The following is a 24,120-nucleotide window of genomic DNA, read 5'->3' as shown; positions in this document are numbered from 1 at the left end:
AACCACCTTTATTTGAATAAATTTAAATTAGCGATGCGGTTGACAGCTTCAATGGTATTTTCTTTGGTACCGAAAGCCGTCAGGCGGAGGTAGCCTTCGCCGTGGGGGCCAAAGCCCGAACCCGGCGTCGTTACGACGTGTGCTTTTTCGAGGAGAAGGTCGAAGAAGTCCCAGCTCTTCATGCCGTTCGGCGTCTGTACCCAGGCGTAAGGCGAGTTGGTTGCGCCGTAGACGGTGAAGCCTGCTTTGGTTAGGCCGTCGCGGATGATGTGGGCATTTTCCATGTAGTATTTGACGTCAGCCAGGCACTGTTTCTGGCCTTCCGGGCTGTAGTACGCTTCGGCAGCGCGCTGGACGATGTACGGCGTGCCGTTGAAGAAGGTGCACTGGCGGCGGTTCCACAAGGGATTGAGTTCGACAGCCGTGCCGTCTTTTTTATAAGCCGTGCAGGCGTGGGGAACGACGACATAGGAGCAGCGAGTGCCCGTGAAGCCTGCGCATTTGGAGTAAGAGCGAAGTTCGATGGCGACTTCTTTTGCCCCTTCGACTTCAAAGATGCTGTGGGGAACGTCCGGTTCGGTGATGTACGTTTCATAAGCCGAGTCATAGATGATGATGAAGTTGTTCTTCTTAGCGGCTGAGACCCAATTGGCCAGTTCTTCTTTGCTCATGGCCGTGCCCGTCGGGTTGGAGGGGTTGCAGAGGTAGACGATGTCGACTTTTTCCGTCGGCGGTACGGCTTTGAAGCCATTTTCCGGTGTGCAGGGAAGGTAGACGACGCCGTCGTAAATGCCCTTTTCGGCGTTCCATTCGCCCGTGTGACCGCACATGACGTTGGAGTCGAGATAGACCGGGTAGACCGGATCGGCTACGGCGAATTTGAGGTCGCTGCCGAAGATTTCCTGGATGCAGGCAACGTCTGTCTTAGCGCCGTCGCCGACGAAGACTTCGTCAAGATCGAGGTCGATGCCCCGTGTTTTATAGTCACCGTCGATGATGGCCTGGCGGAGGAAGTCATAACCTTGTTCGGGGCCGTAACCGCGGAAGGTTTCGGCTTTGCCCATTTCGTCGACGGCTTTGTGCATGGCGTCGATGATGGCCGATGCCAGGGGACGGGTGACGTCGCCGATGCCGAGACGGATGATATTCGCTTCCGGATGTGCTTTGGAGTAGGCTTCTACTTTCTTTGCAATCGTGGCAAAGAGGTAGTTTCCGGGGAGTTTCAAGTAGTTTTCATTTACGTGAGCCATAAATGGACCTCCTTATGTTCGTTGATAGTAAAAATCTGTTAGCTCCTTTATTTTACTACATTCTATGGACATTGGAAAGGTAAGGGGACGGCGGCAGGCATGAGAAAATAAAATGACTGCCATTCGTGACGGTGATTGAATCGCTTTTCTTTTTGCCGTATAATGAAATTATAATCAATATGTTCGAGGCCCATCGAGCCGGGAGGAGTGACCTGTCTATGGATTACAAGGGGAAAAAATGTCTCATCGCCTATTTTTCACATGCCGGGATGAATTACGTCAGCGGTAAGATCGTCAATCTCAAGGTCGGCAATACGGAACAGGCCGCCAAGATGATCAGTCGTATGACCGGCGGTGACCTGTTTCATATCCGCGCGGCAGCCGTCTATCCTCACGAGTATAAAGAAACGGTCTCCCTGGCCCGCCATGAATGGGAAAAGAGGCTTCGGCCGGCACTGGCCCGGGATCTCGACGATATCAGCGGTTACGACCTCGTCTTTCTCGGCTATCCCAATTGGTGCGGCACCATGCCCATGGCCATGTGGACCTTTTTAGAAAATCACGACTTTTCCGGCAAGACCATCTATCCTTTCTGTACTCACGAAGGAAGCGGCATCGGCCGCAGCCTGGAAGATATCCACGCCCTTTGCCCGAAAGCCACTTTGGGAACGAGTCTGGTCATCCTGGGTTCGACCGTTCAAGATGCTGAAAGCGATGTGCGCCGCTGGCTGAACGGATAATTTTTGACATGCAAAAAGCACTGCTCCATAAGGAACAGTGCTTCTTTTTTATTCATAGCGAAGGGCTTCGATCGGGTCGAGCTTGGCTGCTTTTCGGGCAGGGTAGATGCCGAAGAAGAGGCCGATGCCGACGGAGAAGCTAAAGGAAATGATGATTGGCGCTGCCGTGATGACCGTCTCGAAGAGGCCTGACTCGGCTATGGCCAAGGCGATGCCGACGCCGCAGGCGACGCCGAGGAGACCGCCGATGACGCCGATGACGACGGACTCGATGAGAAACTGCATCATGATATTCTGGAAGGTAGCTCCCAGGGCCTTGCGGATGCCGATTTCACGGGTTCGTTCGGTGACCGAGACCATCATGATGTTCATGATGCCAATCCCGCCGACGACGAGGGAGATGGCAGCGATGCTGCCTAAGAATAAGGTCAGCATGGTCGTCGTCTGGGTCATCGTTTCCATGAGGCTGGTCAGGTTGCGGACGTTGAAGTCGTCTTCCTTGCCGTTGGTAATGTGATGACGCTGGCGCAGGAGCGTTTCGACTTCCGACTGTACCTGTTCGATTTTATCGGCACTCGAGACCTGGATGTTGATGGCCTTGATATAGGTAATGCCCATCAGTCGTTCCTGGGCCGTCGTCAAGGGGACGATGACCACGTCGTCCTGGTCCTGGCCGACCGATGATTGCCCCTTGCTTTCGAGGACACCGATGACTTTGTAGGGCTGATTGTTGATACGGATCGTCTTGCCGACCGGGTTGGCTTCTTCAAAGAGGTTGGTGGCGACCGTCGTCCCGATGACGGCGACGCGGTTTCGCGAGTTTAAATCAGATTGGGTGATGAAGGAGCCCGACTGGACGGTAAGGGACCGGATATGAAGGTATTCCGGCGTAACGCCGTAGACCGATGTATTCCAGTTCTGGTTGCCGTTGACGACCTGGTACGAGCTGTTGACCGTCGGCGACACGTAGTCGATATTTTTGATTTTATTTTTAATCGCTACGGCATCGTCGTATTTTAATTTTTTATTGGAGCCGGCTGCCGAGCGGACGCCGCCGCTGTTGGCCGAGCCCGGCATGACGATGAGCATGTTGCTGCCGAGGCTGGCAATGGAGTTAGTGACGTTCTGCCGGACGCCCATGCCGATGGAGATCATGGCGATGACGGCGCCGACACCGATGATGATGCCCAGCATGGTCAGGATGGAGCGCAGCTTGTTGGATAACAGTGCCGTAATGGCGATTTGGACGCTTTCACTAAATAACATCCATAACGACCCCCTTTCCGGCATCTTTGGTAATCTTACCGTCTGACAAGAGGAGCTGACGGGTGGCGCAGGCGGCGATTTCCGGTTCGTGTGTGACCAGGATGATCGTCTTATGGTCTTCGTGGAGCTCTTCAAAGAGGCGCATGATGTCTTTGGTCGACTTCGTATCGAGGTTGCCCGTCGGTTCGTCGGCCATGATGATGTGCGGATTGTTGACCAGGGCCCGGGCGATGGCCACGCGCTGGCGCTGGCCGCCGGAGAGCTCGTTTGGTTTATGGTGGGCCCAGGTTTCAAGGCCGACGGATTTCAGTTTATCCATGGCCCGTTCAGTCCGCTCTTTGCGGCCGACGCCGGCGTATACCAAGGGCAGGGCGACGTTGTCGAGGGCTGTGATTCGCGACAAGAGGTTGAAGTTCTGGAAGACGAAGCCGATGTGCTGGTTGCGGACGACGGCTAATTCATCGTCATTGAGGTGAGCGACTTCCTTGCCGCCAAGCTGGTAGGAGCCGGCTGTCGGTCGGTCGAGGCAGCCGAGGATGTTCATCAGCGTCGACTTCCCGGAACCGGACGGCCCCATGAGGGCGGCAAATTCCCCTTCTTCGATGTTGAGGGTGATGCCGGCTAAGGCGGCGAAATCTTCACCGCCGATGTGGTATATCTTTTCGATACCTTGGAGTTCAATGATTGGATTCATGGTAAGGACCTCCCTTACATGGGCGGTGGCCCTTGGCGGCTGCTGCTCTTCGAGGAGGATGATGACGAAGAGGACTTGGTGGCCGTATAGGTAATGGAAACCTTGTCGCCTTCGGTGAGGCCCGACAGGATTTCGACGTAGTCACTGCTGTAGATACCGGTCTTGACCGGAACTTGTTCTGTCGTGCCGTCGTCGTTGACGCGGACGACGTAGGAACCAGAGTCATTGGTCTTCAAGGCGGCAATGGGGACGACTAAGGCGTCTTGTTTTTCCGACGTCGTAATGTCGACGCGGGCCGTCATGCCCAGTTTTAAGACGTCGTCAGGGTCATTGACGTCGAGGGTGACGTAATAGTAGATGACGCTGGCTGAAGAACTGGATGAACTCGACGAAGAGGACGACGTGGAGCTGTTCGTATCCCAGGTGTTGCTGGTGTCGGTCTGGGAGATTTTTGTGACTCTGGCCGTAAAGGTGCGGTCCGTATAGGCGTCTACCGTAAAGGTAGCTTCCTGACCGACTTGGACCTTGCCGATATCCGTTTCGTCGACTTGGGCTAAAATCTGTTTATTTGCCGTATCGGCGATACGCATGATGACTGTCGGGTTGCTGTTGCCCTGAACGGCCATGGTGCCGACCGTCTTCGGTTCGCCGACGACGACGCCGTCCATCGGGGCTGTAATGACTGTTTCGGCTACGTCTGATTCGGCTTCTGATAAGGTACTGAGGGCCGTATCGTAATTAAACTTAGCCGTGTCCAGGTCCTGCTTGGTCCCGGCGCCGAGATTGTAGAGCTGTTCGGCTCGTTCGTATTCCACCTTGGTATTGGTGACCTTGTACTGAGCCTGATCACGCTGGGCTTCGAAATCTTTGCCGTCGAGGATGGCGACGGTCTGGCCGGCCGTGACGTGGTCATTTTCCTTGACCAGAACCTGGCTGATACGAGCCGTGATCTTCGGCGATACTTCGACAGAATCGACGGGGCTGATGGTCCCTGTCGCCGATACGGTCGACTTCAAATCCTTGCGGACGACTTCTGCCGTTTCTACGGCGGCTGCTTGTTTTGCCTTCTGCTGGCTTTGGTAGTACGTGTACCCGCCAAAGGCACAGGCGGCGATGACGACAGCGGCAATGGCAATTTTCAGGCGCTTGTCTATTCTCATGATATCACTCCAAACGTATAATACTTGAAATCTGCTGCCAATAGTAATGTTAAGCTTATAATCAGTACAAGTATAGCATGGTCAAGGTCCAAGGATAAAGGAAAAGCCCTCAGTTATTGTAAAGTGAGTTAAAACTGTGATAAATCTTCCCTTCGCCATAGGGTTTTCGGAAAGAATATGGTATACTGAGATAGGTTATTATTTATACCAGTCTTTATAATAGAAAGGTTTGATACTATATGGTAAATGAACGAAAGACCTCGGCCTTTTCCAACGGCTTGTTGTGGTTTGGCGCGGGGATTTCCATTGCAGAAATTTTGACCGGCATGCTCTTGGCTCCCTTGGGCTTTGTCCGGGCCCTGGAAGCCATCATTTTGGGGCATGTCATCGGCGGCATCATCATGTATCTGGCAGGCCTCATCGGCGGCCGGACGGGAGGCAGTGCCATGGAAACGGTGCGCATCTCCTTTGGTACGCAGGGGGCAAAGCTCTTTGCCGGCCTGAACGTCATCCAGCTCGTCGGCTGGACGGCCGTTATGGTAGGCAGTGCCGCTTTGGCGGCTAACACCATTGCTGCTATCGGCGTGTCTTGGTGGAGTATTATCATCGGCGCCTTCATCGCCTTGTGGATCGTCATGGGCCTTAAGAATCTCAGCAAGGTCAATGTCGTCGTCATGGCAGCTTTGTTTATTTTGACGATTGTCCTCAGCATGGTCGTATTCCAAAACGGAACGCCAATCGTTCCGGACGGAGAACTCACCTTTGGCGGTGCCGTAGAATTGGCTGTCGCTATGCCCTTATCGTGGCTGCCGATTATTTCGGACTATACGAGAACGGCCAAGAAGCCGGTCCTGGCAACGGCGGCTAGCTGCGGTGCGTACTTTATCGCTAGCTCCTGGATGTTTATCATCGGCATGGGCGCCGCCTTGTTTACAGGGCAGGACGACATTGCTGCCATCATGCTCCAAGCCGGCATGGGAATCGCCGGTATCCTCGTCGTCTTACTGTCGACGGTTACGACGACCTTCCTCGATGCCTTTTCCGCCGGCGTCAGCTTCCAAAGCTTAGCGCCTAAGGCTTCGGATAAGATCATGGCCCTGGCAGCGACGGTACTCGGTGTCGTCTTGGCTATTTTTGCAGCGCCCGATCAGTTCCAGGATTTCCTCTATCTCATCGGATCCGTCTTTGCGCCTATGACGGCTATCCTCTTGGCAGACTTCTTTATTTTGAAGCGAGATCATACGGCAGAAAGCGTCAATTGGCTCAACATTGTTTTATGGGTCCTCGGTGTCATCTTGTATCGCTATCTGCTCAGTGTTGATACGCCGGTCGGTATTACCGTTCCTGTCGTCGTCATCATCATGGTCATCAGCACCCTTATCCATAAAATCGTAAAAGCCTGACATCATGATGAGTCAGCTGTGAGTCGACTTAACGATTCTCTTGACTAACATTTCTCTGCGGCTCATAGGTGCCTTGAAAGCAGCTCCGTTTGGGGCTGCTTTTTTTTGCTGTTTTAAGGGTACTCTTGGATGGAGGAAGCCCCTTGTGTATAATAAAAATATTGATGGAAGAAGCATCACCTTGACGTCAAAGGAGTGGGGACCATGAATATAATGACCGCAGGGGAGCCGGATATTCCTGAATTATATCGGCTGCAGTTACTGGCTTTTGAGAGCGAAGCCGCCATGATCGGCAGCCGCGACGTACCGGCGCTCCAAGAAACGGAAGATGACTTCCAGCGCGATTTTGCCCATTGGACGACACTGAAACTCGTCACCGATGAAGATGTCATCGTCGGCGTCATCCGTTATCGCCATGACGGGGATATCGTCGACGTGGGCCGGCTCATGACTCATCCCGATTACCGTCGCCAGGGATTGGCAGAAAAACTCTTGGAAGCCGTTGATTCAGTCTGTGCCGGAAAGACGAGAGAGCTATATACTTGTACGAAAAGCTGGACCAATATCAGGCTCTACGAAAAAATGGGTTATCGACCGGTTAAGGAAGTGACGGAGGCGACGGGACTGTCCTTTGTCTATATGAGAAAAGAATAATTGCCAGGAAACAGAAAAAAAGAGCAGCTGCACCCTTGTCGGTGCGGCTGCTCTTTTGGCGTTACTGTGCTTTATTGTTGCTGTCTTCCTGCTGTCTTCGTGCTTCTTCTGACGGCTGTCTCGAAGCTTCTTCACTCCGGGACTCGGCTTTTTCGTCGGTCTTTTCTTTATCGTCGGATTCTTTCTTTTCGGTTGCGGCTTCTTTCTTGGAGTCGTCAGCGACGCGGGCGCTGTTGTTGGAAAGGGCTGTTCGTGCCCGCATCCGTTCCATACCGGCCGGAACGGCAAATTCCCGGTCGGGCTCGTCCGCTGCGGCAGAGGACATGTAATCTTTCCAGATTTCTGCCGGGATCGTGCCGCCGTAGACTTCGCCAAGGCTGTGGGCACCCGTATCGTCACCGATCCAAACGGCGGTTACGATATCCGGGGTATAGCCGACGAACCAGGCGTCTTTATTGTCGTCCGTCGTACCGGTCTTGCCGGCTGCCGGCCGTCCGAGGGCGGCGGCTGTACCGGTGCCGTAGTCGATGACGCCTTCTAACATGACTGTCATTTCATAGGCTTCTTTTTCGGACATGACGCGCGTCTTGTTTTCTTCTTTTCCAAGGGTCGATTCATCTTCCAGGACGTTGCCGTTGCGGTCGAGGATTTTAACGATGGCCGTCGGTTTGACGTGAACGCCTTTGTTGGCAAAGGTGCCGTAAGCACTGGCCATTTCAAGGGGCGTGACGCCTCGGGTCAGACCGCCGAGGGCCATGGCTAAGTTGTCGTCCTTGTCGTCGAGGGTGGTGATGCCCATTTTCTTGGCGTTGGCAATGATATTGCTGGGGCCGACGCGGTCGGCGAGCTGAACGGCAATGGTGTTGACCGAGTTTGCCAAGGCGACGCTGAGGGGCATCGAGCCTCGATAGGAACCGCTGGCGTTCTTCGGACTCCAGCTGCCGTAGGTGACCGGTTTATCTTCCATCGTCGTATCGGGCGTCATATCGTGCTGCAGGGCCGTCAGATAGACGAAGGGTTTAAAGGCGGAACCCGGCTGACGGACGGCTTGGCTGGCGCGGTTGAAGCTGTCTTGGCCGCGGCCGCCGACCATCGCTAAGATGTAGCCTGTCTTGGGATCGATGGAGACGATGGCGCCCTGAGGCTGGGTCAGACCGTTTTCATCGGTGTAGTTTTCAGGCAGGTTGTGCAGGGCCTGGACGGCTGCGTGCTGTTTGTCGACGTCGAGGGTGGTGTAGATCTTGAGGCCTTCTTTGTAGAGGGCATCGTCGCCGTATTTTTGAGCGACCTGCTGGGATACGTAGTCGATGAAGGATGCGTTTTCGTCGCTTTCCTGAGTCTGGTGGTTCTTCGAAAGGTCGAGGTCCTGATTCTTGGCCTGATCGGCTTCGGCCTGCGAGATGTAGCCGTATTTTGCCATTTGGTCGAGGACGACGTTGGTCCGCTGCTTGGCTTCACTCAGGTTATTGAACGGCGAATAGTAATTCGGGCTCTTGGGAAGACCCGCCAAGAGGGCACACTGGGTCAGGGTCAATTCACTGACGTCTTTATTAAAGTATGTCTTGGCGGCTGTCTGGATCCCGTAGGCGCCCTGACCGAAGTAAATCTGGTTCATGTACATTTCGAGGATTTCTTTTTTACTGTACTTTTGCTCGATTTCTAAGGCCAGCATGGCTTCTTGAATCTTTCGCTTCAACGTCTGTTCCTGAGACAGGAAGGCGTTTTTGGCAAGCTGCTGCGTAATCGTACTGCCGCCTTGGGCGATGCCGCGGTTGGTCAAGTTGGTGAACAAGGCGCGGACGATGCCGATGGGATCGATACCGATGTGTTGATAAAAGCGGTTGTCTTCGGCTGCAATAAAGGCATTCTGCAGGTTTTGCGGCACTTTATTGATGTCGATGGGAAGCCTGTTCTGATCGGAATGAAGGGTCGTGATCAGGCGTCCATGGGCATCGAAGACCTGGGACGATACGGCAGGCCGCATGCTATTGCTTACCGTCGGTAAGCTCTGATAGGCAGCAAAAATATAGCCAAACCCTAAGCCGGCAAAAACAACAAGGCATAAGGCGATAAAAAGGCGGATGCGGCGAAATGGACCGGCCTCTTTGGCTTTTTTTGCTCTGCGTCTGGGTGTATACATTTTTTCCTCCTACATGACGTTTGTACTCATTATAAGGTTATTATATATAAATTAAAATATTACTAACTCCTTATTATACCACAATCGGCTTTATTATCCTATATATATCGAAGAGGTTGAGAAACTTTAAAGTGGACCCTGGTTTTTAAACGTTTTACGATACACTGAATCTGAAAATTTTTCATATGTAGTATACTCTTGAAAAGAGAGTAATCCATCTTTTTGAAAAAACTATTGACATTGTGAACTTATTAGCGTACTATAAACGTATGAAAAAGACAATTTAGCATATACAAATTAATGCACCAGCAGGAGGTAAAGATGATGGCAATGGATAGAGAAAAGGCGTATGTATTATGGTTTGATGAATTGCGCAGAGAAGACGTAGCGCTCGTAGGCGGTAAATCGTCTTCCCTTGGCGAATTGACGTCCCAGACGGACGTTCCTGTTCCTTACGGTTTTGCGACGACGGCTGCCGGGTACCGCCACTTTATGCATGAAACAGGCATGGATGTTAAGATTCCGGAATTGTTAAAAGGATTGACCGACGTGGAAGACGCCGTTCAACTTCGTGATGTTACCGCTAAAATCCGTCAGGCCATCTGTGATGTGCAGATGCCGGATGATTTAGCCGAAGAAATTCGTAAGAGCTATGAAGAATTAGGCCAGAAAGTCGGCGAAGCCCAGCCTTTTGTTGCCGTTCGCTCCAGCGCTACGGCAGAAGACTTGCCCGATGCCAGCTTTGCCGGTCAGCAGGATACGTACCTCAATGTACAAGGTGCCGACATGGTCATCCAAAAAGTAAAGGAATGTTATGCCTCGACCTTTACCGACCGGGCTACGTATTACCGGACGAAACAGGGATTTGATCACCTTACTGTCGCTTTGAGCGCTGCCGTTCAGATGATGGTTTTCTCCAAGTCGGCCGGCGTTATGTTTACGGTCGACCTGGTAACCGGTGACGATACGACGATTACCATCGAAGGCGCCTGGGGTCTTGGCGAATACGTCGTCCAAGGGACGGTTACGCCGGATAACTTCAAGATCCGCAAAGACGATCTGTCCATCGTATCGCGGATGGTCAACACGAAGCCTGTTGAATTGGTCCGCAAGCCCGGCGGCGACTGCGAAGAACGACTCGTTCCTCCGGAACTGCAGAAGCAGCAGGTCATTACGGACGAACAGATCCGGGAACTTGCTGTCTATGCTAAAAAAATCGAAAAACACTACGGCTGCTACATGGATATGGAATGGGGCGTCGATGAACGGACCAATAAAGTATGGCTCCTTCAGGCTCGGCCGGAAACGGTTTGGTCGAAGAAGAATAAAGAAAAGGGTGAAGCCGCTGCGGCACCGGTGGCTACGACGACAGACCGCAAGGTTATCGTAAAAGGCCTTCCGGCAAGCCCAGGCAGTGCTGCCGGCAAAGCTCACGTCATCCTCGATCCGTCTAAGATTGCTGAATTTAAAGACGGCGAAATCCTGGTTACGACCATGACCGCTCCGGACTGGGTACCGGCTATGAAGAAAGCAAAAGCCATCGTTACCGATGCCGGCGGCATGACCTGCCATGCATCCATTGTCAGCCGTGAATTGGGCATTCCTTGTATCGTCGGGACCAAGAGCCGCAGCGTCGAAGCGACGACGGCCATTCCTGACGGAGCTGAAATCACCGTCGATGCAACCAATGGCATCGTCTATGAAGGCGTCGTAGCCGACCTCGTAAAACCCAAGGCAGCTGAAGCTTCCGGCGGTACGGCCGGGACGACTGTCGTCGCTGCTGAGTCGGTACCGGTTACGGGGACCAAGATTTATATGAATCTCGGCAATCCCGACCTGGCTGAAAAATACGGCACCCTTCCGTGTGACGGCATCGGCCTCATGCGTGAAGAATTCATTTGGACGACCTTCATTCATGAACATCCTTTATATCTCATCGAAACGGGCCGTCCGGACCACGTCGTCGACCAGTTGTCCGAAGGCATCCGCAAAGTCTGCCAGGCCTTGGCTCCGCGCCCGGTAACCCTGCGCCTGAGCGACTTTAAATCGAGCGAATACCGCAACCTCAAAGGCGGCGATAAATACGAACCGGAAGAAAGCAGCGCCCTCCTCGGTTGGCGCGGTGCGTCCCGCTACTACGATCCCAAATACGTAGAAGCCTTTAAACTCGAATTGCAGGCCGTTCGTAAAGTCCGCGAAGAATACGGCTTCAAGAACCTCAACGTCATGATTCCCTTCTGCCGCCGTGTCGATGAAATGCAGAAAGTCGTCGACCTCATGGCCCAGGAAGGACTCCATCGCGGTCCGGACTTTAAGGTATGGCTCATGGCTGAAATCCCGTCGAACATCATCCTGGCTGACCAGTTCAACCAGTTCGTCGATGGCTACTCCATCGGTTCCAATGACTTGACGATGCTGATCATGGGCTGCGACCGTGATAATGATACCGTAGCACCTCTCTTTGATGAACGGAACTTAGCTGTCAAACGGGCAATCCGCCACCTCATCGCCGTGGCTCATAAGGACGGCAAGACCGTTTCTATCTGCGGCCAGGCGCCGAGCGTCTATCCTGATTTTGCAGAATTCCTGGTCAAGAGCGGCATTGACTCCATTTCCGTCAACCCCGATGCCGTTATCTCGACGCGTAAGCACATTGCTCAGGTCGAACAGCGAATCCTCCTCGATTCCCTGACTGGAAAAGGCCGTGCTGATACTGAAGATTATACGTGGTAATCGTCCCGTGACGAAGTGAGCCGAAGAAAGGCGGTCCAACGACATGATTGGACCGCCTTTTTCGGGTAGGACTATTCGGTATGATGTGATTATAAATAATGTATACTTTATATCGCAGATTAGCCCTATATATGATATGATAGTAAGCGAATGAGAGTGCTATTGGTACATAGGAGGTGAAAAGACGCTATGTTATCGGAACGTCAGGAGAAAATTTTACAGATTGTAAAGGAAAACAGTCCGATTACGGGCCAGCATATTGCCAATCGCCTTCATGTGACTCGGGCGGCCTTGCGTTCAGACCTGGCTATTTTGACGATGCTGGGACTCATCGATGCACGTCCGAAATTAGGCTACTTTTTTACAGGAAATAAGGAAAAAGACCTGCTGTCGCGGGCCATTACTGATATTACCATCGATTCCTGCCTGTCTCAACCGGTCATCGTCGGCGAGCACACGAGTGCCTACGATGCCATCATCGCCATGTTTACGGAAGATGTGGGGACGGTGTTCGTCGGAACCGACAATATTTTGGCCGGCGTCGTATCGCGAAAGGATTTGTTGAAGACAGCCATGGGCAGCAATGACCTGCGGACCCTGCCGGTGAGAATGGTCATGACGCCGGTGAGCAAGGTGATCTATGTACAGCCCGATGAAAAGGCCATCGTCGCCGCCCAGCGTTTGAACGAATACGAAATCGACTGTCTGCCTGTCGTCAACGTCATCACCAGCGATGAAGATGATAAAAAAGAACTGCAGGTCATCGGAAGAATTTCAAAGACCAACATCAACCGTTTATTTGTAGAATGTGGGTTAGGGAGGAGATAATCTTGGAAAAAAAGCCGATTATTTATGCTTGCTCCGACTCCCTGGGTGAGACGGCCGAACGCGTCGCCCGGGCAGCGGCAAGTCAATACGATAAGCAAGAATTTAATATCATCCGTGTACCGTATATTCGCTCCGATCAGCAGATCGAAGAATTGGTCCGTAAGGCCGAAGCCGACGGGGCCATGATTTGCTATACCATCATTTCTCCGGCTTTGCGCCGTAAATTGAAGGACCTGACGGCCTCGGCCAATGTCACCGTCGTCGACATCATCGGTCCTATGCTGGCCGGTGTCGGCACCTTGACCGATACGGAACCGACGTTGAAAGCCGGCATGATCCATCAGCTCGACGAAGAATACTTCAAGCGCGTCGAAGCCATTGAATTTGCCGTAAAGTACGACGACGGAAAGAACCCCATGGGCTTTTTAAAGGCCGACATCGTCATCGTCGGCGTATCGCGGACGTCGAAGACGCCGCTGTCCATGTATTTGGCTCATAAACGGGTCAAGGCGGCCAATCTGCCCCTCGTACCGGAAGTCAATCTGCCGCCTGAATTGTTCCAGATTCCGGCCCGCAAAATCGTCGGCCTGATTATCGATCCCTTCAAATTGAATTTTATTCGTTCCGAACGGCTTCGCAGCATGGGCCTTGATGCCAATGCTAGCTATGCCAATATTGAACGGATCAACGAAGAATTAGAGTATGCTCGCGGGGTCATGCGGCGTCTGCACTGCCCGATTATCGACGTGTCGTCAAAGGCTATCGAAGAGACGGCAAACTTAGTCATGGAAATCGTCAAACGAAATAAAGAATTATACCCTGATGAGGGATAACCTTCAGGGGAAAATAAAAAAAGGATTCGGTCCGAGGACCAATCCTTTTTGTTTTTACGCCTTTTGTTGGTTGCGCTTTACGAAGCCTGGCGGCGTTTTCCCCAGGTTTTTGGCATTAAAAAAGCGCTGCCGTTATAGGCAACGCTTTTTCGATAGTCATTAAACATCACGCTGGACTTTGCCGGAACGAAGGCAACGAGTGCAGACGTTAACTCGTTTAATTTCGCCGTCGACGATAGCGCGGACTCGCTGGATATTCGGTTTCCAGGTTTTTTTCGTTTTTAAGTGGGAATGGCTGACATTCATGCCGCTCATTGTTCCTTTACCACATACTTCGCAAAAGTTTGCCATTAGTTACACCTCCCTGCACCATCACAGTACAACGTATAAATCTTATCATAAATCATAGGGCAACGCAAGTTTTATTTATAAAAAGCCTACAAAATATGATACAATAAATGAAAGTTCTTGACAAGGAGTTTTTTTATGGAATTTTCTATTCGCGATATAAAAGGAATCGGACCGCGTAAGGAAGCGCTTTTTGCCCGGCTGCACCTTATGACGGTGACGGATCTTCTGCAGTATTTTCCTCGCGATTACGAGGACCGCAGCCACATTTGGTCCATCGGTCAGGCTCCGTGCGGGACCGGGGAAGCCATCCTTTTGTGCGGGACTGTCGCCTCCGTTCAGGAGGCCCGGCCGCGACGGGGGTTGTCGCTGCTGAAAGTGGCCGTCGGCGACGGGACCGGTGCCGTCGAGTTGGTTTGGTTCAACCAGGCTTTTAAGAAGCGCCAGTTCAAGGTCGGCATGACACTGACCGCTTTTGGGAAATTGGAATGGGCCTATGGCCGGCGGCAGATGAATTCACCCGACACGGAAGAGGGACGGGTAGAAGGCTCGGGTTTCGTCCCCGTCTATGGCCTGACCGATGGCCTTCGTCAGCAGGATGTGCGAAAGGCCGTCCGTGGAGCCCTTGATTTAGCCGCAGTTCACCCGGATATCCTCCCCGGCTGGGATGCAGGCCGCCATTCGGCTTTTTCCCAGATGCCCTCTCTTACCGCCTATGAAACCCTCCATTTTCCGCCATCTTTGGAGGCCAAGGAACAGGCTCGCAAACAGATGGCCTTTGAAGAACTCTTCGATATGCAGCTCGGCCTCTTATTGCGGCGTCACCGCGAGGGGAAGCGGAAGGGGATTAAATGTGGCCCCAACGGCCGCCTTCTCCGGTCTTTTTATGAGCACCTGCCGTTTACCCTGACCAAGGGACAGACAAGGGCCTTTTTAGACATTCAGAACGATATGGAAAGTGAAGTTGCGATGCAGCGCCTCGTTCAAGGGGATGTCGGCTCTGGGAAAACCGTCGTCGCCGCCCTGGCTTTGGCAAAGATCGTTGAAAACGGCTACCAAGGGGCGCTGATGGCGCCGACAGGCATTTTGGCAGCTCAGCATTATGAAGAGTTTCTCCGCCTTTTTAAGGACCTCGACGTCCGCATCGCGCTTTTGACCGGTCGGACGACGGGAAAGGAACGGCAGCAGATTCTGGCGGACCTTCACGACGGGGCCATCGACATCCTCATCGGAACCCATGCCCTCATTCAGGACGACGTCTTATTTTACAGCCTGGGGTTGGTCGTAACTGATGAACAGCATCGTTTTGGCGTCCGTCAGCGTTCGGCCCTGGCCCGGAAAGGGCAGGAACCCCATGCCTTATTCATGACGGCTACGCCCATTCCCCGGACGCTCACCTTGTCGTTGTATGGGGATCTCGACGTGTCGTCCATCCGTGAACTGCCGCCGGGACGAAAGATGGTCAAAACCTATGCCGTCGGCGAAGCCCTGCGCCGGCGGGTCTATACCTTCATGGACAAGCTCATGGAAGCGGGACAGCAGTGCTACGTCGTCTGTCCTCTGGTGGAAGCGTCGGAGTCTGTTGACCTTCAGGCCGCGACCGACCTTTATGAAGAGCTGCGCCATAAATTCTTCAAGAAACGCACCTGCGGCCTGGTCCATGGCCGCATGGCCGGCAAAGAAAAGGAAGCCGTCATGGAGGCCTTTCAAAAGGGAGATATCGACCTCTTGGTGGCGACGAGTGTCATCGAAGTCGGCGTCAACGTACCCAATGCGACCATCATGTTCATCGATGGCGCCGAGCGCTTCGGACTGGCTCAGCTCCACCAGCTTCGCGGCCGCGTTGGCCGCGGTGATTTGCAGGCCTACTGCATCCTCATGGCGAAAGGCGGCAGTGAAGAAACGAAGCAGCGCCTTAAATGGATGGAAACGATTCATGACGGCTTTACCCTGGCTGAAAAGGATCTGCTCCTGCGCGGTTCGGGTCAGCTCTTTGGCTACCTGCAGCACGGTCTGCCCGACTTAAAGGCAGCCGACATCATAAACGATGTAGCCATCTTGGAAGCCGCCCGTGACGAAGCCAGGAAGTGGTGGCAGACCTCGGGCGATGCGGCAGTTGTAGAAGAAGCTTTGAAGCGTCGTTTCGGCAAGTCTTTTGCCGGCCTTTTGAACAACTGACGAGAAAATTGCTTTAAAATTATGTACAGAATAGGTGATTTCAGTTATAATAAGGGATAAGCTATTTAAGGGGATTTACCCCTTTTATTTCTTATATTTTTCAAAACAGAGGTGCAAATATGAGATCTGATAAATTTGGTATGAGAGGTTTGACATTTGATGACGTTCTCTTGGTTCCGGCCAAGTCTGACGTACTTCCGAAAGAAGTGGACGTATCAACGAACCTGACCCGCGATATCAAACTGAATATTCCTATTATGAGTTCTGGTATGGATACGGTAACGGAAGCCCCTATGGCGATTGCCGTTGCCCGCGAAGGCGGCATTGGCGTTATTCATAAGAATATGTCCATTGCAGCTCAGGCCCGTGAAGTCGACAAGGTAAAACGGTCGGAACACGGCATCATCATCGATCCCATTTTCCTTCACCCGGATAACCTCTTGGCCGATGCCAATGAATTGATGGGTAAATATCGCATCTCCGGTGTACCTATTACGGTCGACGGCAAACTCGTCGGGATCATCACCAACCGTGATATGCGCTTTGAAGAAGACATGAGCCGCCGCATCGGCGATATCATGACCCAGGAAAACCTGATTACGGCTCCCGTCGGCACGTCGCTGGCAGAAGCCAAAGAAATTCTCCGCAAGCACCGCATTGAAAAATTGCCCCTCGTCGATAAAGAAGGTAACCTGCAGGGGTTAATCACGATTAAAGATATTGAAAAAGCTACGAAATATCCGAATTCTGCCAAAGACGGCAACGGCCGCCTTCTGGTTGCTGCCGCTGTCGGCGTTACCCATGACATGACCGACCGCCTCGATGCTCTCGTCGCTGCCAAAGTCGACGTCGTCGTCATCGATACGGCACACGGCCACTCCTTGGGCGTACTCAACACCTTGAAAGAAATCAAGAAACTCTATCCCCATCTTCCGGTCATTGCCGGTAACGTCGCAACCGGTGCGGCTACAGAAGCTCTTATCGAATGCGGTGTCGACGCCGTTAAAGTCGGTATCGGGCCGGGCTCGATCTGCACGACTCGTATCGTCGCCGGTATCGGTGTACCGCAGATTACCGCTGTTCACGAATGCGCTAAAGTCGCACAGCGCTACGGCATTCCTATCATTGCTGACGGCGGCATCAAGTATTCCGGCGACATGGCCAAGGCCATTGCAGCCGGCGGCAACGTCGTCATGATGGGCAACCTCCTTGCCGGTACGGAAGAAAGCCCGGGCGAAACGGTCATTTACCAGGGCCGAAGCTACAAAGAATACCGCGGCATGGGCTCCCTGGCTGCCATGGAATCGGGCAGTAAAGACCGTTACTTCCAGGAAGATGCCAATGCTAAGAAGCTCGTTCCGGAAGGCATTGAAGGCCGTGTACCTTATAAAGGACCGGCTGCCGATACTATTTATCAAATGGTCGGTGGTCTCCGGGCCTCCATGGGCTATTGCGGCTGCCACAACATCAAAGAAATGATTGAAAATACGCAGTTCATCCAGATTACCGCAGCCGGCCTTCGTGAAAGCCATCCCCATGATGTCAATATCACGAAAGAAGCTCCGAATTACAGCGTAAACTAAGCAGGGCGGAGGGATACGTTGACTAGTATAATCGATATCTTGTCCATTCCCATCGGCAATGTCACCATGAAAGAAGCGCAGACACTGGCCTTCAAATGTATCGATGAAGGCCGTGCCGCTTCCATTGCGACGGCCAATGCGGAGATGGTCATGCGGGCCCAGTCCGATTCCGAACTGGCGCAGATCCTGCAGCAGGCCGACCTGGTAGTTCCCGATGGGGCCGGTGTCTTGTGGGCTGCAGAGCAACAGGGCAAGAAATTTAAAGAACGCGTTACAGGTGTCGATTTGGCGTGCAGTCTGCTGCAAGAAGCAGCTGCACGCCAAACGGCTGTCTACCTCTTTGGAGGGGCTCCCGGCATTGCTGAACAGGCTGCGGCCAATATGCAGAAGCGACTCGGGACGCTCAATGTCGTCGGGACTCATTCGGGTTTTTTCTCAGATGATGAAGAAAAAAAGATTATCGAAGATATCGGCAGCAAGGGCACTCGAATCCTTTTAGTCGCCCTCGGCGTGCCAAAGCAAGAAAAATGGATACACGAGCATTTGTATGAACTCGGTCCCTGTGTCTGTATGGGTGTCGGCGGGACCTTTGACGTCTTAGCGGGTAAAGCGGCCCGGGCACCGAAGTGGATGCAGGAAAACCGCTTGGAATGGCTCTATCGTCTCCTTAAAGAGCCGACACGCTTTAAGCGCATGCTGGCGCTGCCGCGGTTCGTACTGGCTGTAAAGGGCAGCAAGCGAAGCCAATGAGTTGAGGTGATAAATTGAATAGTGATGTCTTAAACAAACCCTATATTGTAGAAGACGGCTACCCATTTATCATTGTGCCGCTTTTACTGGCCCTGGCGGCAGGCTATTTCATCAATGCCTATGCGGCAGTCCTGCCGGTTTTGCTGGCCTTGTATTTTATGTATTTTTTCCGCAACCCCCGGCGCCGGCCGCCGACCGATGACAGTCTTTTGGTATCGCCGGCTGACGGTACCGTCGTCGGTATCGAAGAGGTCGATGAAGATACATATCTGAATCAGAAGTGTCGGAAAGTCATTATTTTCCTGTCTATTTTCGATGCCCATGTCAATCGGGCACCCCTTCCGGGAACGATTGACTTTCAGCAGTATACCTGCGGTCGATTCCGTCCGGCCTATAAAGATGGCGTCGGTTACGAAAATGAACGCTACTCCATCGGCATTCATTCGACACGTACGGATATTTTAGTCAATATCATTGCCGGCGTCCTGGCCCGGCGCATTGTCTCCTGGGTCACCTTAGGCGATGAATTACAGCATGGCCAGTTATACGGCATGATAAAATTCGGGTCCTGTGCAGAAATCTATGTACGCGACAACGTTGAAATCACCGTCAAAAAGGGCGATAAGGTTCGCGGCGGTGAATCGGTGATAGGGAGGATTGTTTCATGAAGAAGATAATACCGTGTCTGTTCACCTCAGGCAACCTTAGTTTTGGGGTCCTGAGTATGATGATGACACTCCATGGGGAATACGTTTGGGCCGGGATCTGCATCCTCTTGGCTGTCGTCTGCGATGCTTGTGACGGCCGTTCGGCCAGAGCCCTGGGAGTTGCCGGCGAATTCGGCAAAGAACTGGATTCCCTGTCGGACGTCGTGTCCTTTGGGGCAGCTTCGGCGTTTTTGATTTATACCTATTCCTTACAGACCCTGGGCTGGGTCGGCGCGATTCCTGCTATTATTTACGCAGCTTTGGGCGGCATTCGCCTGGCGCGTTTTAATCTCAATACCGGCGTCGTCCACGGCTATTTTCAGGGCATGCCGATTCCGAACGGGGGCTGCCTCATCGCAACCTTCGTCATTTCCGGTGCCGTGCTTCCGGCCTGGTTGGTTGCGATTTTAGTCGTCCTCCTGGGGTATAATCTGGTCAGCCAGATTCATCACCCCGACTTCAAAGGTGCCAGTCCCGATGTGCTCCATAAGTCGGCCCTGGCTATTGCTGTGATTATCGGTGCCCTGGTTCTGTACGTAGATTGGCACTTGGTCATTACCCTGCCATTCTTACTGTACATCATCTTCGGGTTAGTCAATACGGCTATGAACGTCGCAGCAGCTCGCTAAGTATTTAGGGAGAGTCGCATATGGAACATATATTGGATATCGTTATGATACCCATACAAGTCATCATCGTTTTTTATTCACTATATTACTTTACGTTAGCCTGCTTCGGATTGATGAAGCGGCGCGAGCACAGTACGGCAGCCCCAAAGCATACTTTCGCTGCCGTCATTTGTGCGCATAACGAAGAGCGCGTCGTTTGGCAGCTCATCGATAACTTAAAACAGCTTAATTATCCAAGGGATATGTATGATATCTACGTCGTTGCCGATAATTGTACGGATAATACGGCCGATATCTGCCGCGAACACGGGGCCATCGTCAAGGTCCGGACCAATAAGGAAGAAGTGGGCAAGGGCTATGCCCTGGACTGGATGTTTTCGCAAATGCTGGCCCAGGAAAAGCAGTATGACGCCTTCGTCGTCTTTGACGCCGACAACCTGGTCCATCCCGAGTTTTTGCGGGAAATGAACCACCACCTCATGAAGGGCGAAAAGGTCATCCAAGGCTATATGGATTCGAAGAATCCGACCGACTCCTGGATTGCCGGTACCTTTTCCATCGCCTTTTGGCTGATCAATCACATGTGGCACCTGGCCAAGTACAACATCGGTCTGTCGACGGCCTTGGGCGGTACGGGGATGTGCATTGCTACGGAAATCGTCCGCAAATACGGCTGGGGCTGTGAATGCCTGACGGAAGACATGGAATTTTCCATGAAGGTCCTCCTCGAAGGCGTGCGCACCTGTTGGGCTCATGACGCCATCATTTATGACGAAAAGGTCGTCGGCTTCATGCAGTCCTGCCGCCAGCGTAAGCGCTGGGCCCAAGGGCAGTGCGACTGCGGTGAGCGATTTATTCCCAAGCTGTTTGCCCGGGGCATCAAGACCGGGAATATTCGCATGCTTGACGGCATCATCACCTTGTCACAGCCGTTTTTCATGATGGCTTCGACGATATACGCCGTCCTGGCATCGATTAATTCCTATTGGCCCTTTTATACCAATATCTTAAATACGATCGTGCCCGTTCAAATCTGGACGATCATCGGCGTCGGGCAGTACCTCATTCCGATTATCGTCTTACTGCAAATCAAAGTGCCCCGTAAATCCTGGCTGTACCTCATCGTCTACCCGCTATTCATGTACAGCTGGATTCCCGTCAATTTCCTGGGGTTCAAGGATCGGCATAAGATGAAGTGGAGTCACACCCTGCATACGCGGGCCCTGTCGTATGAAAGCGCAGCCTTGCTGCGGAAGGAAAATAAAAAGTAGGAGGCTTTATTATGCACATTTTGTTGACCAATGATGACGGTTTGAAGGCGCTGGGCCTGCAGACGTTAAAACGAGAACTTTCGGCCCATAACTGCCGGCTGACTGTTGTTGCGCCGAATGGCCAGCGCAGTGCTGCATCCCATTCGATGTCGATTAATAAGGCCCTTTACTGCCAGGAACTCCCTCGTGAAAAAGAAGGCATCCGGGAAATCGCCGTTTCCGGTACGCCTGTAGACTGCGTCAAGATGGCCCTTGAATACTTCCTCAAAGATGACCAGCCGGATCTCATCATTTCCGGCATCAACGACGGCTATAATCTCGGCAGCGACGTCCTCTATTCCGGGACTGTGTCGGCTGCCATGGAAGGGCCTTACTACGGCCTGCCGGCCTTTGCCGTATCGATGAAAGATATGACCGAAGAACGCTGCGTGGAAACGGCTCGCTTGGTATGGCAGTTGATTCAAAAAATCACCCTTCAGGGCCGTTTTCCCGGCATCGTCAACGTCAACGTGCCGCCCCAAGGGGAAATCAGCTTAAAAAACGTTCGGATTACGTCCCAGACCGTTCAGATTTATCACAACGTCATTGCCGAAAAGCGCGACCTCGACGGCAGTATCTGCTATCGAATCGTCGGTGATATCGACATGGAAACGGCACCGCCAGACAGTGACGTCGCCAGCGTGCGCGACGGTCATATCGCCTTGACGCCGCTCAAATGGCAGCAGACGGCAGAACGCTCTCTGGATCATTTGAAGGGAGCCCTCCATTTATGAGTGATGCCGACCTTATCGAATTGGCTATCGACTATCGCCGCCATTCGTACAGCCCGTACTCTCATTTTCCCGTCGGCGCTGCCGTCTTGATGGAGTCGGGCCGGGTTTTTGGCGGCTGCAACATCGAGAACGCCAGCTACCCCTTGAGTAACTGCGCCGAACGGACGGCCATTTTTAAGGCCCTTTCCGAAGGGGAGAGGGGCTTTAAAGCCCTGGCTGTCGTAGCTGATACGGAAAGGCCTTGCTCGCCCTGCGGTGCCTGCCGTCAAGTCATGGCCGAGTTTCGCATTCCACGGATTATCATGGCCAATCTGAAGGGCGACGTCGAAGTCGTTTCCTGGGAAGATCTCTTGCCTTACGCCTTTTCGGGAGACGCTTTGTCTCAATAGTATCGTCGATACGGACAAATTTCCATAAAGGGCTTGCATTTTTTTGAAAGCCGCGTTATAATAACAGCACATCATACATATTGCGTGAACGAAACATACGGGAGAAGGCAAAAGCCTACCGACGGAGTCAAACTCTCAGGTGCCCTCTAAAGGGGTGGGACCGTATGTGGACACGACTCTGGAGAGTCCCATTTGGGCGCCGAAGGTGCAAGGATATTGTTTCCAATCTCTCAGGCAAAAGGACAGAGCTAACGAAAGAAAACCTTTCTTTTGTGCGACCTTTTAGGACCTGTCTTCAGAGTGATGATGACAGGTCTTTTTTTGTTATTATACTAAAATACACTAAAAGGGGAGTATGCAAGATGTTGGAAACATTGAATGCCATTGACAGTTTTATTTGGGGACCGCCTTTATTGATCCTGCTCATCGGGACGGGTATCTTATTGACGGCTCGCCTTCGCTTACTGCAGATTTCGAAATTGCCGAGAGCTTTGAAGCTCATCTTCACGGCCAAGAATCAGGGCGATGGTGACGTAGACAGCTTTAAAGCCTTGTGCACGGCTCTGGCAGCTACGGTCGGTACCGGTAATATTGTCGGCGTTGCGACGGCAGTTCATGCCGGCGGTCCCGGAGCTATTTTCTGGATGTGGATGGCAGCTTTCGTCGGCATGGCCACGAAATATGCTGAAGGCTGTTTAGCCGTCAAATATCGGACGGTCGACAAGAACGGTGAAATCGCCGGCGGCCCGATGTACTACATCGAAAATGGGTTGGGTAAAAAATATAAACCCTTGGCATTCCTGTTTGCTTTCTTCGGCGTCCTCGTCGCTTTCTTCGGTATCGGTACCTTTGCTCAGGTTAACTCCATCGTCGAAATCACGCGGTTGACGACGAGCATTCCCGTCGAATACACGGCTGTCGTCCTGACCATCCTGGTTGCAGCCATTACCATCGGCGGCCTGCAGTCCATCGCCCGCGTAGCTTCTAAAGTCGTTCCGGCCATGGCCATTATCTACATCATTTCGACGGTTGCCTTCCTGGTCGTCTTTGCCGATAAGGTTCCGGCAGCTATCGAACAGATTCTCGTCAGCGCCTTCACTCCGACGGCTGCTGCCGGCGGTTTCCTCGGCGCTACCGTTTTGGTTGCCATGCGAAATGGGGTAGCCCGCGGCGTCTTCTCCAACGAATCGGGTCTCGGCAGTGCACCGATTGTCGCTGCAGCTGCTAAAACCAAATGGCCGGCTGAACAGGGCCTCATCTCCATGACCGGTACCTTCATCGATACGATCATCATCTGCACCTTGACGGGCCTCGTCTTAGTCGTCAGCGGTGCCTGGATGGGTGACGTCAACGGGGCAGCTCTTACCAATGCCGCCTTTACCATGGCCTTCCCGACCTATGGCAGCATCATCCTCTGCGTTGGCCTTACCCTCTTTGCTTTCACGACGATCCTCGGCTGGAACTACTACGGTGAACGCTGCGTCGAATACCTCGTCGGCGTTAAAGGCATCATGCCCTACCGTATTATCTTTATCGCCCTCGTCGCCTGCGGCGCCTTCATCAAACTCGACGTCATCTGGATCTTGGCCGATATCGTAAACGGTCTGATGGCTATCCCGAACCTCATTGCCCTCATCGGCTTGAGCGGCGTCGTCGTAGCAGAAACGAAAAAATACTTCGATTACTTGAAAGAAGAAAAGAAGGATATGCCCGACGATTTAGAAGAAGAAGCAACGCCAGGTCACTAAATCTTTTGTAAAAAATACTTGACGATTCTCTCCATTATGGTAT

Annotated in this window: 21 protein-coding genes and 1 riboswitch; of the genes, 15 read left to right on the top strand and 6 right to left on the bottom strand. The window is 52.6% G+C overall.

The window, feature by feature from the left end:
- Nucleotides 1–8: 8 nt before the first annotated feature.
- Nucleotides 9–1,250, bottom strand: a complete 1,242-nt coding sequence (locus HMPREF3201_RS05595; protein WP_062412136.1) for an LL-diaminopimelate aminotransferase — start codon at nt 1,248–1,250, stop codon at nt 9–11.
- A gap of 218 nt (nt 1,251–1,468) precedes the next feature.
- Here HMPREF3201_RS05595 and HMPREF3201_RS05590 point away from each other — a divergent pair, with 218 nt between their 5' ends.
- On the top strand, nt 1,469–1,990 hold the full coding sequence (locus HMPREF3201_RS05590) for a flavodoxin (RefSeq protein ID WP_062412135.1): 522 nt from the start codon (nt 1,469–1,471) through the stop codon (nt 1,988–1,990).
- Nucleotides 1,991–2,038: 48 nt separating this feature from the next.
- On the opposite strand, the gene HMPREF3201_RS05585 is transcribed toward HMPREF3201_RS05590, so the two are convergent.
- From HMPREF3201_RS05585 to HMPREF3201_RS05575, 3 genes are read right to left on the bottom strand one after another with little or no spacing between them, the layout of a single operon-like run.
- Entirely contained in the window at nt 2,039–3,256 is a 1,218-nt protein-coding gene (locus HMPREF3201_RS05585; RefSeq protein WP_062412134.1) for an ABC transporter permease, read from the bottom strand.
- A complete protein-coding gene (locus HMPREF3201_RS05580; RefSeq protein ID WP_062412133.1) occupies nt 3,246–3,950 on the bottom strand; it encodes an ABC transporter ATP-binding protein in 705 nt (234 codons plus the stop codon). Before HMPREF3201_RS05580 ends, HMPREF3201_RS05585 begins: the two co-directional genes overlap by 11 nt.
- 14 nt (nt 3,951–3,964) lie before the next feature.
- Complete coding sequence (locus HMPREF3201_RS05575) at nt 3,965–5,110, bottom strand: efflux RND transporter periplasmic adaptor subunit (RefSeq protein WP_062412132.1); 1,146 nt, start codon at nt 5,108–5,110, stop codon at nt 3,965–3,967.
- 239 nt (nt 5,111–5,349) lie between these two features.
- On the opposite strand from HMPREF3201_RS05575, the gene cytX reads away from it, so the two are divergent.
- The gene (gene cytX / locus HMPREF3201_RS05570; RefSeq protein ID WP_062412131.1) at nt 5,350–6,513 is read left to right on the top strand and encodes a putative hydroxymethylpyrimidine transporter CytX; all 1,164 of its coding nucleotides are present in this window, start codon (nt 5,350–5,352) and stop codon (nt 6,511–6,513) included.
- A 204-nt stretch (nt 6,514–6,717) separates the two neighbouring features.
- On the top strand, nt 6,718–7,167 hold the full coding sequence (locus HMPREF3201_RS05565) for a GNAT family N-acetyltransferase (RefSeq protein WP_062412130.1): 450 nt from the start codon (nt 6,718–6,720) through the stop codon (nt 7,165–7,167).
- Nucleotides 7,168–7,228: 61 nt separating this feature from the next.
- On the opposite strand, the gene HMPREF3201_RS05560 is transcribed toward HMPREF3201_RS05565, so the two are convergent.
- Nucleotides 7,229–9,307, bottom strand: coding sequence for a transglycosylase domain-containing protein (locus tag HMPREF3201_RS05560; protein WP_062412129.1), 2,079 nt, complete (start codon nt 9,305–9,307; stop codon nt 7,229–7,231).
- A gap of 330 nt (nt 9,308–9,637) precedes the next feature.
- Between HMPREF3201_RS05560 and ppsA the strand changes: the two genes are divergently transcribed.
- The 3 genes from ppsA (at nt 9,638) to HMPREF3201_RS05545 (ending at nt 13,701) form a co-directional block, all read left to right on the top strand.
- A complete protein-coding gene (gene ppsA / locus HMPREF3201_RS05555) occupies nt 9,638–12,040 on the top strand; it encodes a phosphoenolpyruvate synthase (protein ID WP_062412181.1) in 2,403 nt (800 codons plus the stop codon).
- Between the two features lie 189 nt (nt 12,041–12,229).
- Nucleotides 12,230–12,868, top strand: a complete 639-nt coding sequence (locus tag HMPREF3201_RS05550; RefSeq protein WP_044503208.1) for a helix-turn-helix transcriptional regulator — start codon at nt 12,230–12,232, stop codon at nt 12,866–12,868.
- Between the two features lie 2 nt (nt 12,869–12,870).
- A complete protein-coding gene (locus HMPREF3201_RS05545) occupies nt 12,871–13,701 on the top strand; it encodes a pyruvate, water dikinase regulatory protein (RefSeq protein WP_369794833.1) in 831 nt (276 codons plus the stop codon).
- Between the two features lie 159 nt (nt 13,702–13,860).
- Here HMPREF3201_RS05545 and rpmB read toward each other — a convergent pair whose 3' ends face one another.
- Nucleotides 13,861–14,052, bottom strand: a complete 192-nt coding sequence (gene rpmB / locus HMPREF3201_RS05540; protein ID WP_062412127.1) for a 50S ribosomal protein L28 — start codon at nt 14,050–14,052, stop codon at nt 13,861–13,863.
- Nucleotides 14,053–14,187: 135 nt separating this feature from the next.
- Between rpmB and recG the strand changes: the two genes are divergently transcribed.
- The 9 genes from recG (at nt 14,188) to HMPREF3201_RS05495 (ending at nt 24,077) form a co-directional block, all read left to right on the top strand.
- A complete protein-coding gene (gene recG, locus HMPREF3201_RS05535) occupies nt 14,188–16,227 on the top strand; it encodes an ATP-dependent DNA helicase RecG (RefSeq protein WP_062412126.1) in 2,040 nt (679 codons plus the stop codon).
- 119 nt (nt 16,228–16,346) lie between these two features.
- Nucleotides 16,347–17,810, top strand: a complete 1,464-nt coding sequence (gene guaB, locus HMPREF3201_RS05530; RefSeq protein ID WP_062412125.1) for an IMP dehydrogenase — start codon at nt 16,347–16,349, stop codon at nt 17,808–17,810.
- 18 nt (nt 17,811–17,828) lie between these two features.
- On the top strand, nt 17,829–18,560 hold the full coding sequence (locus HMPREF3201_RS05525) for a WecB/TagA/CpsF family glycosyltransferase (protein ID WP_172980543.1): 732 nt from the start codon (nt 17,829–17,831) through the stop codon (nt 18,558–18,560).
- 14 nt (nt 18,561–18,574) lie between these two features.
- Nucleotides 18,575–19,228 (top strand): phosphatidylserine decarboxylase, encoded by a 654-nt coding sequence (locus HMPREF3201_RS05520; RefSeq protein ID WP_062412124.1) that lies wholly within the window; start codon nt 18,575–18,577, stop codon nt 19,226–19,228.
- A complete protein-coding gene (locus HMPREF3201_RS05515; protein WP_062412123.1) occupies nt 19,225–19,896 on the top strand; it encodes a CDP-alcohol phosphatidyltransferase family protein in 672 nt (223 codons plus the stop codon). The genes HMPREF3201_RS05520 and HMPREF3201_RS05515 overlap by 4 nt, the downstream gene beginning before the upstream one ends.
- A gap of 20 nt (nt 19,897–19,916) precedes the next feature.
- The gene (locus HMPREF3201_RS05510) at nt 19,917–21,167 is read left to right on the top strand and encodes a glycosyltransferase family 2 protein (RefSeq protein WP_062412122.1); all 1,251 of its coding nucleotides are present in this window, start codon (nt 19,917–19,919) and stop codon (nt 21,165–21,167) included.
- 11 nt (nt 21,168–21,178) lie between these two features.
- Nucleotides 21,179–21,940, top strand: coding sequence for a 5'/3'-nucleotidase SurE (gene surE, locus HMPREF3201_RS05505; RefSeq protein ID WP_062412121.1), 762 nt, complete (start codon nt 21,179–21,181; stop codon nt 21,938–21,940).
- Entirely contained in the window at nt 21,937–22,329 is a 393-nt protein-coding gene (locus tag HMPREF3201_RS05500; RefSeq protein ID WP_062412120.1) for a cytidine deaminase, read from the top strand. Before surE ends, HMPREF3201_RS05500 begins: the two co-directional genes overlap by 4 nt.
- 168 nt (nt 22,330–22,497) lie before the next feature.
- Nucleotides 22,498–22,585, top strand: a riboswitch (glycine riboswitch).
- Nucleotides 22,586–22,691: 106 nt separating this feature from the next.
- A complete protein-coding gene (locus tag HMPREF3201_RS05495; RefSeq protein ID WP_062412119.1) occupies nt 22,692–24,077 on the top strand; it encodes an alanine/glycine:cation symporter family protein in 1,386 nt (461 codons plus the stop codon).
- Nucleotides 24,078–24,120: the final 43 nt, after the last annotated feature.

This window comes from Megasphaera sp. MJR8396C, assembly GCF_001546855.1.
GTDB lineage: Bacteria > Bacillota > Negativicutes > Veillonellales > Megasphaeraceae > Megasphaera.
Note: the sequence above shows the minus strand (reverse complement) of the source record. Positions and strands in the feature narration are given on the sequence as shown.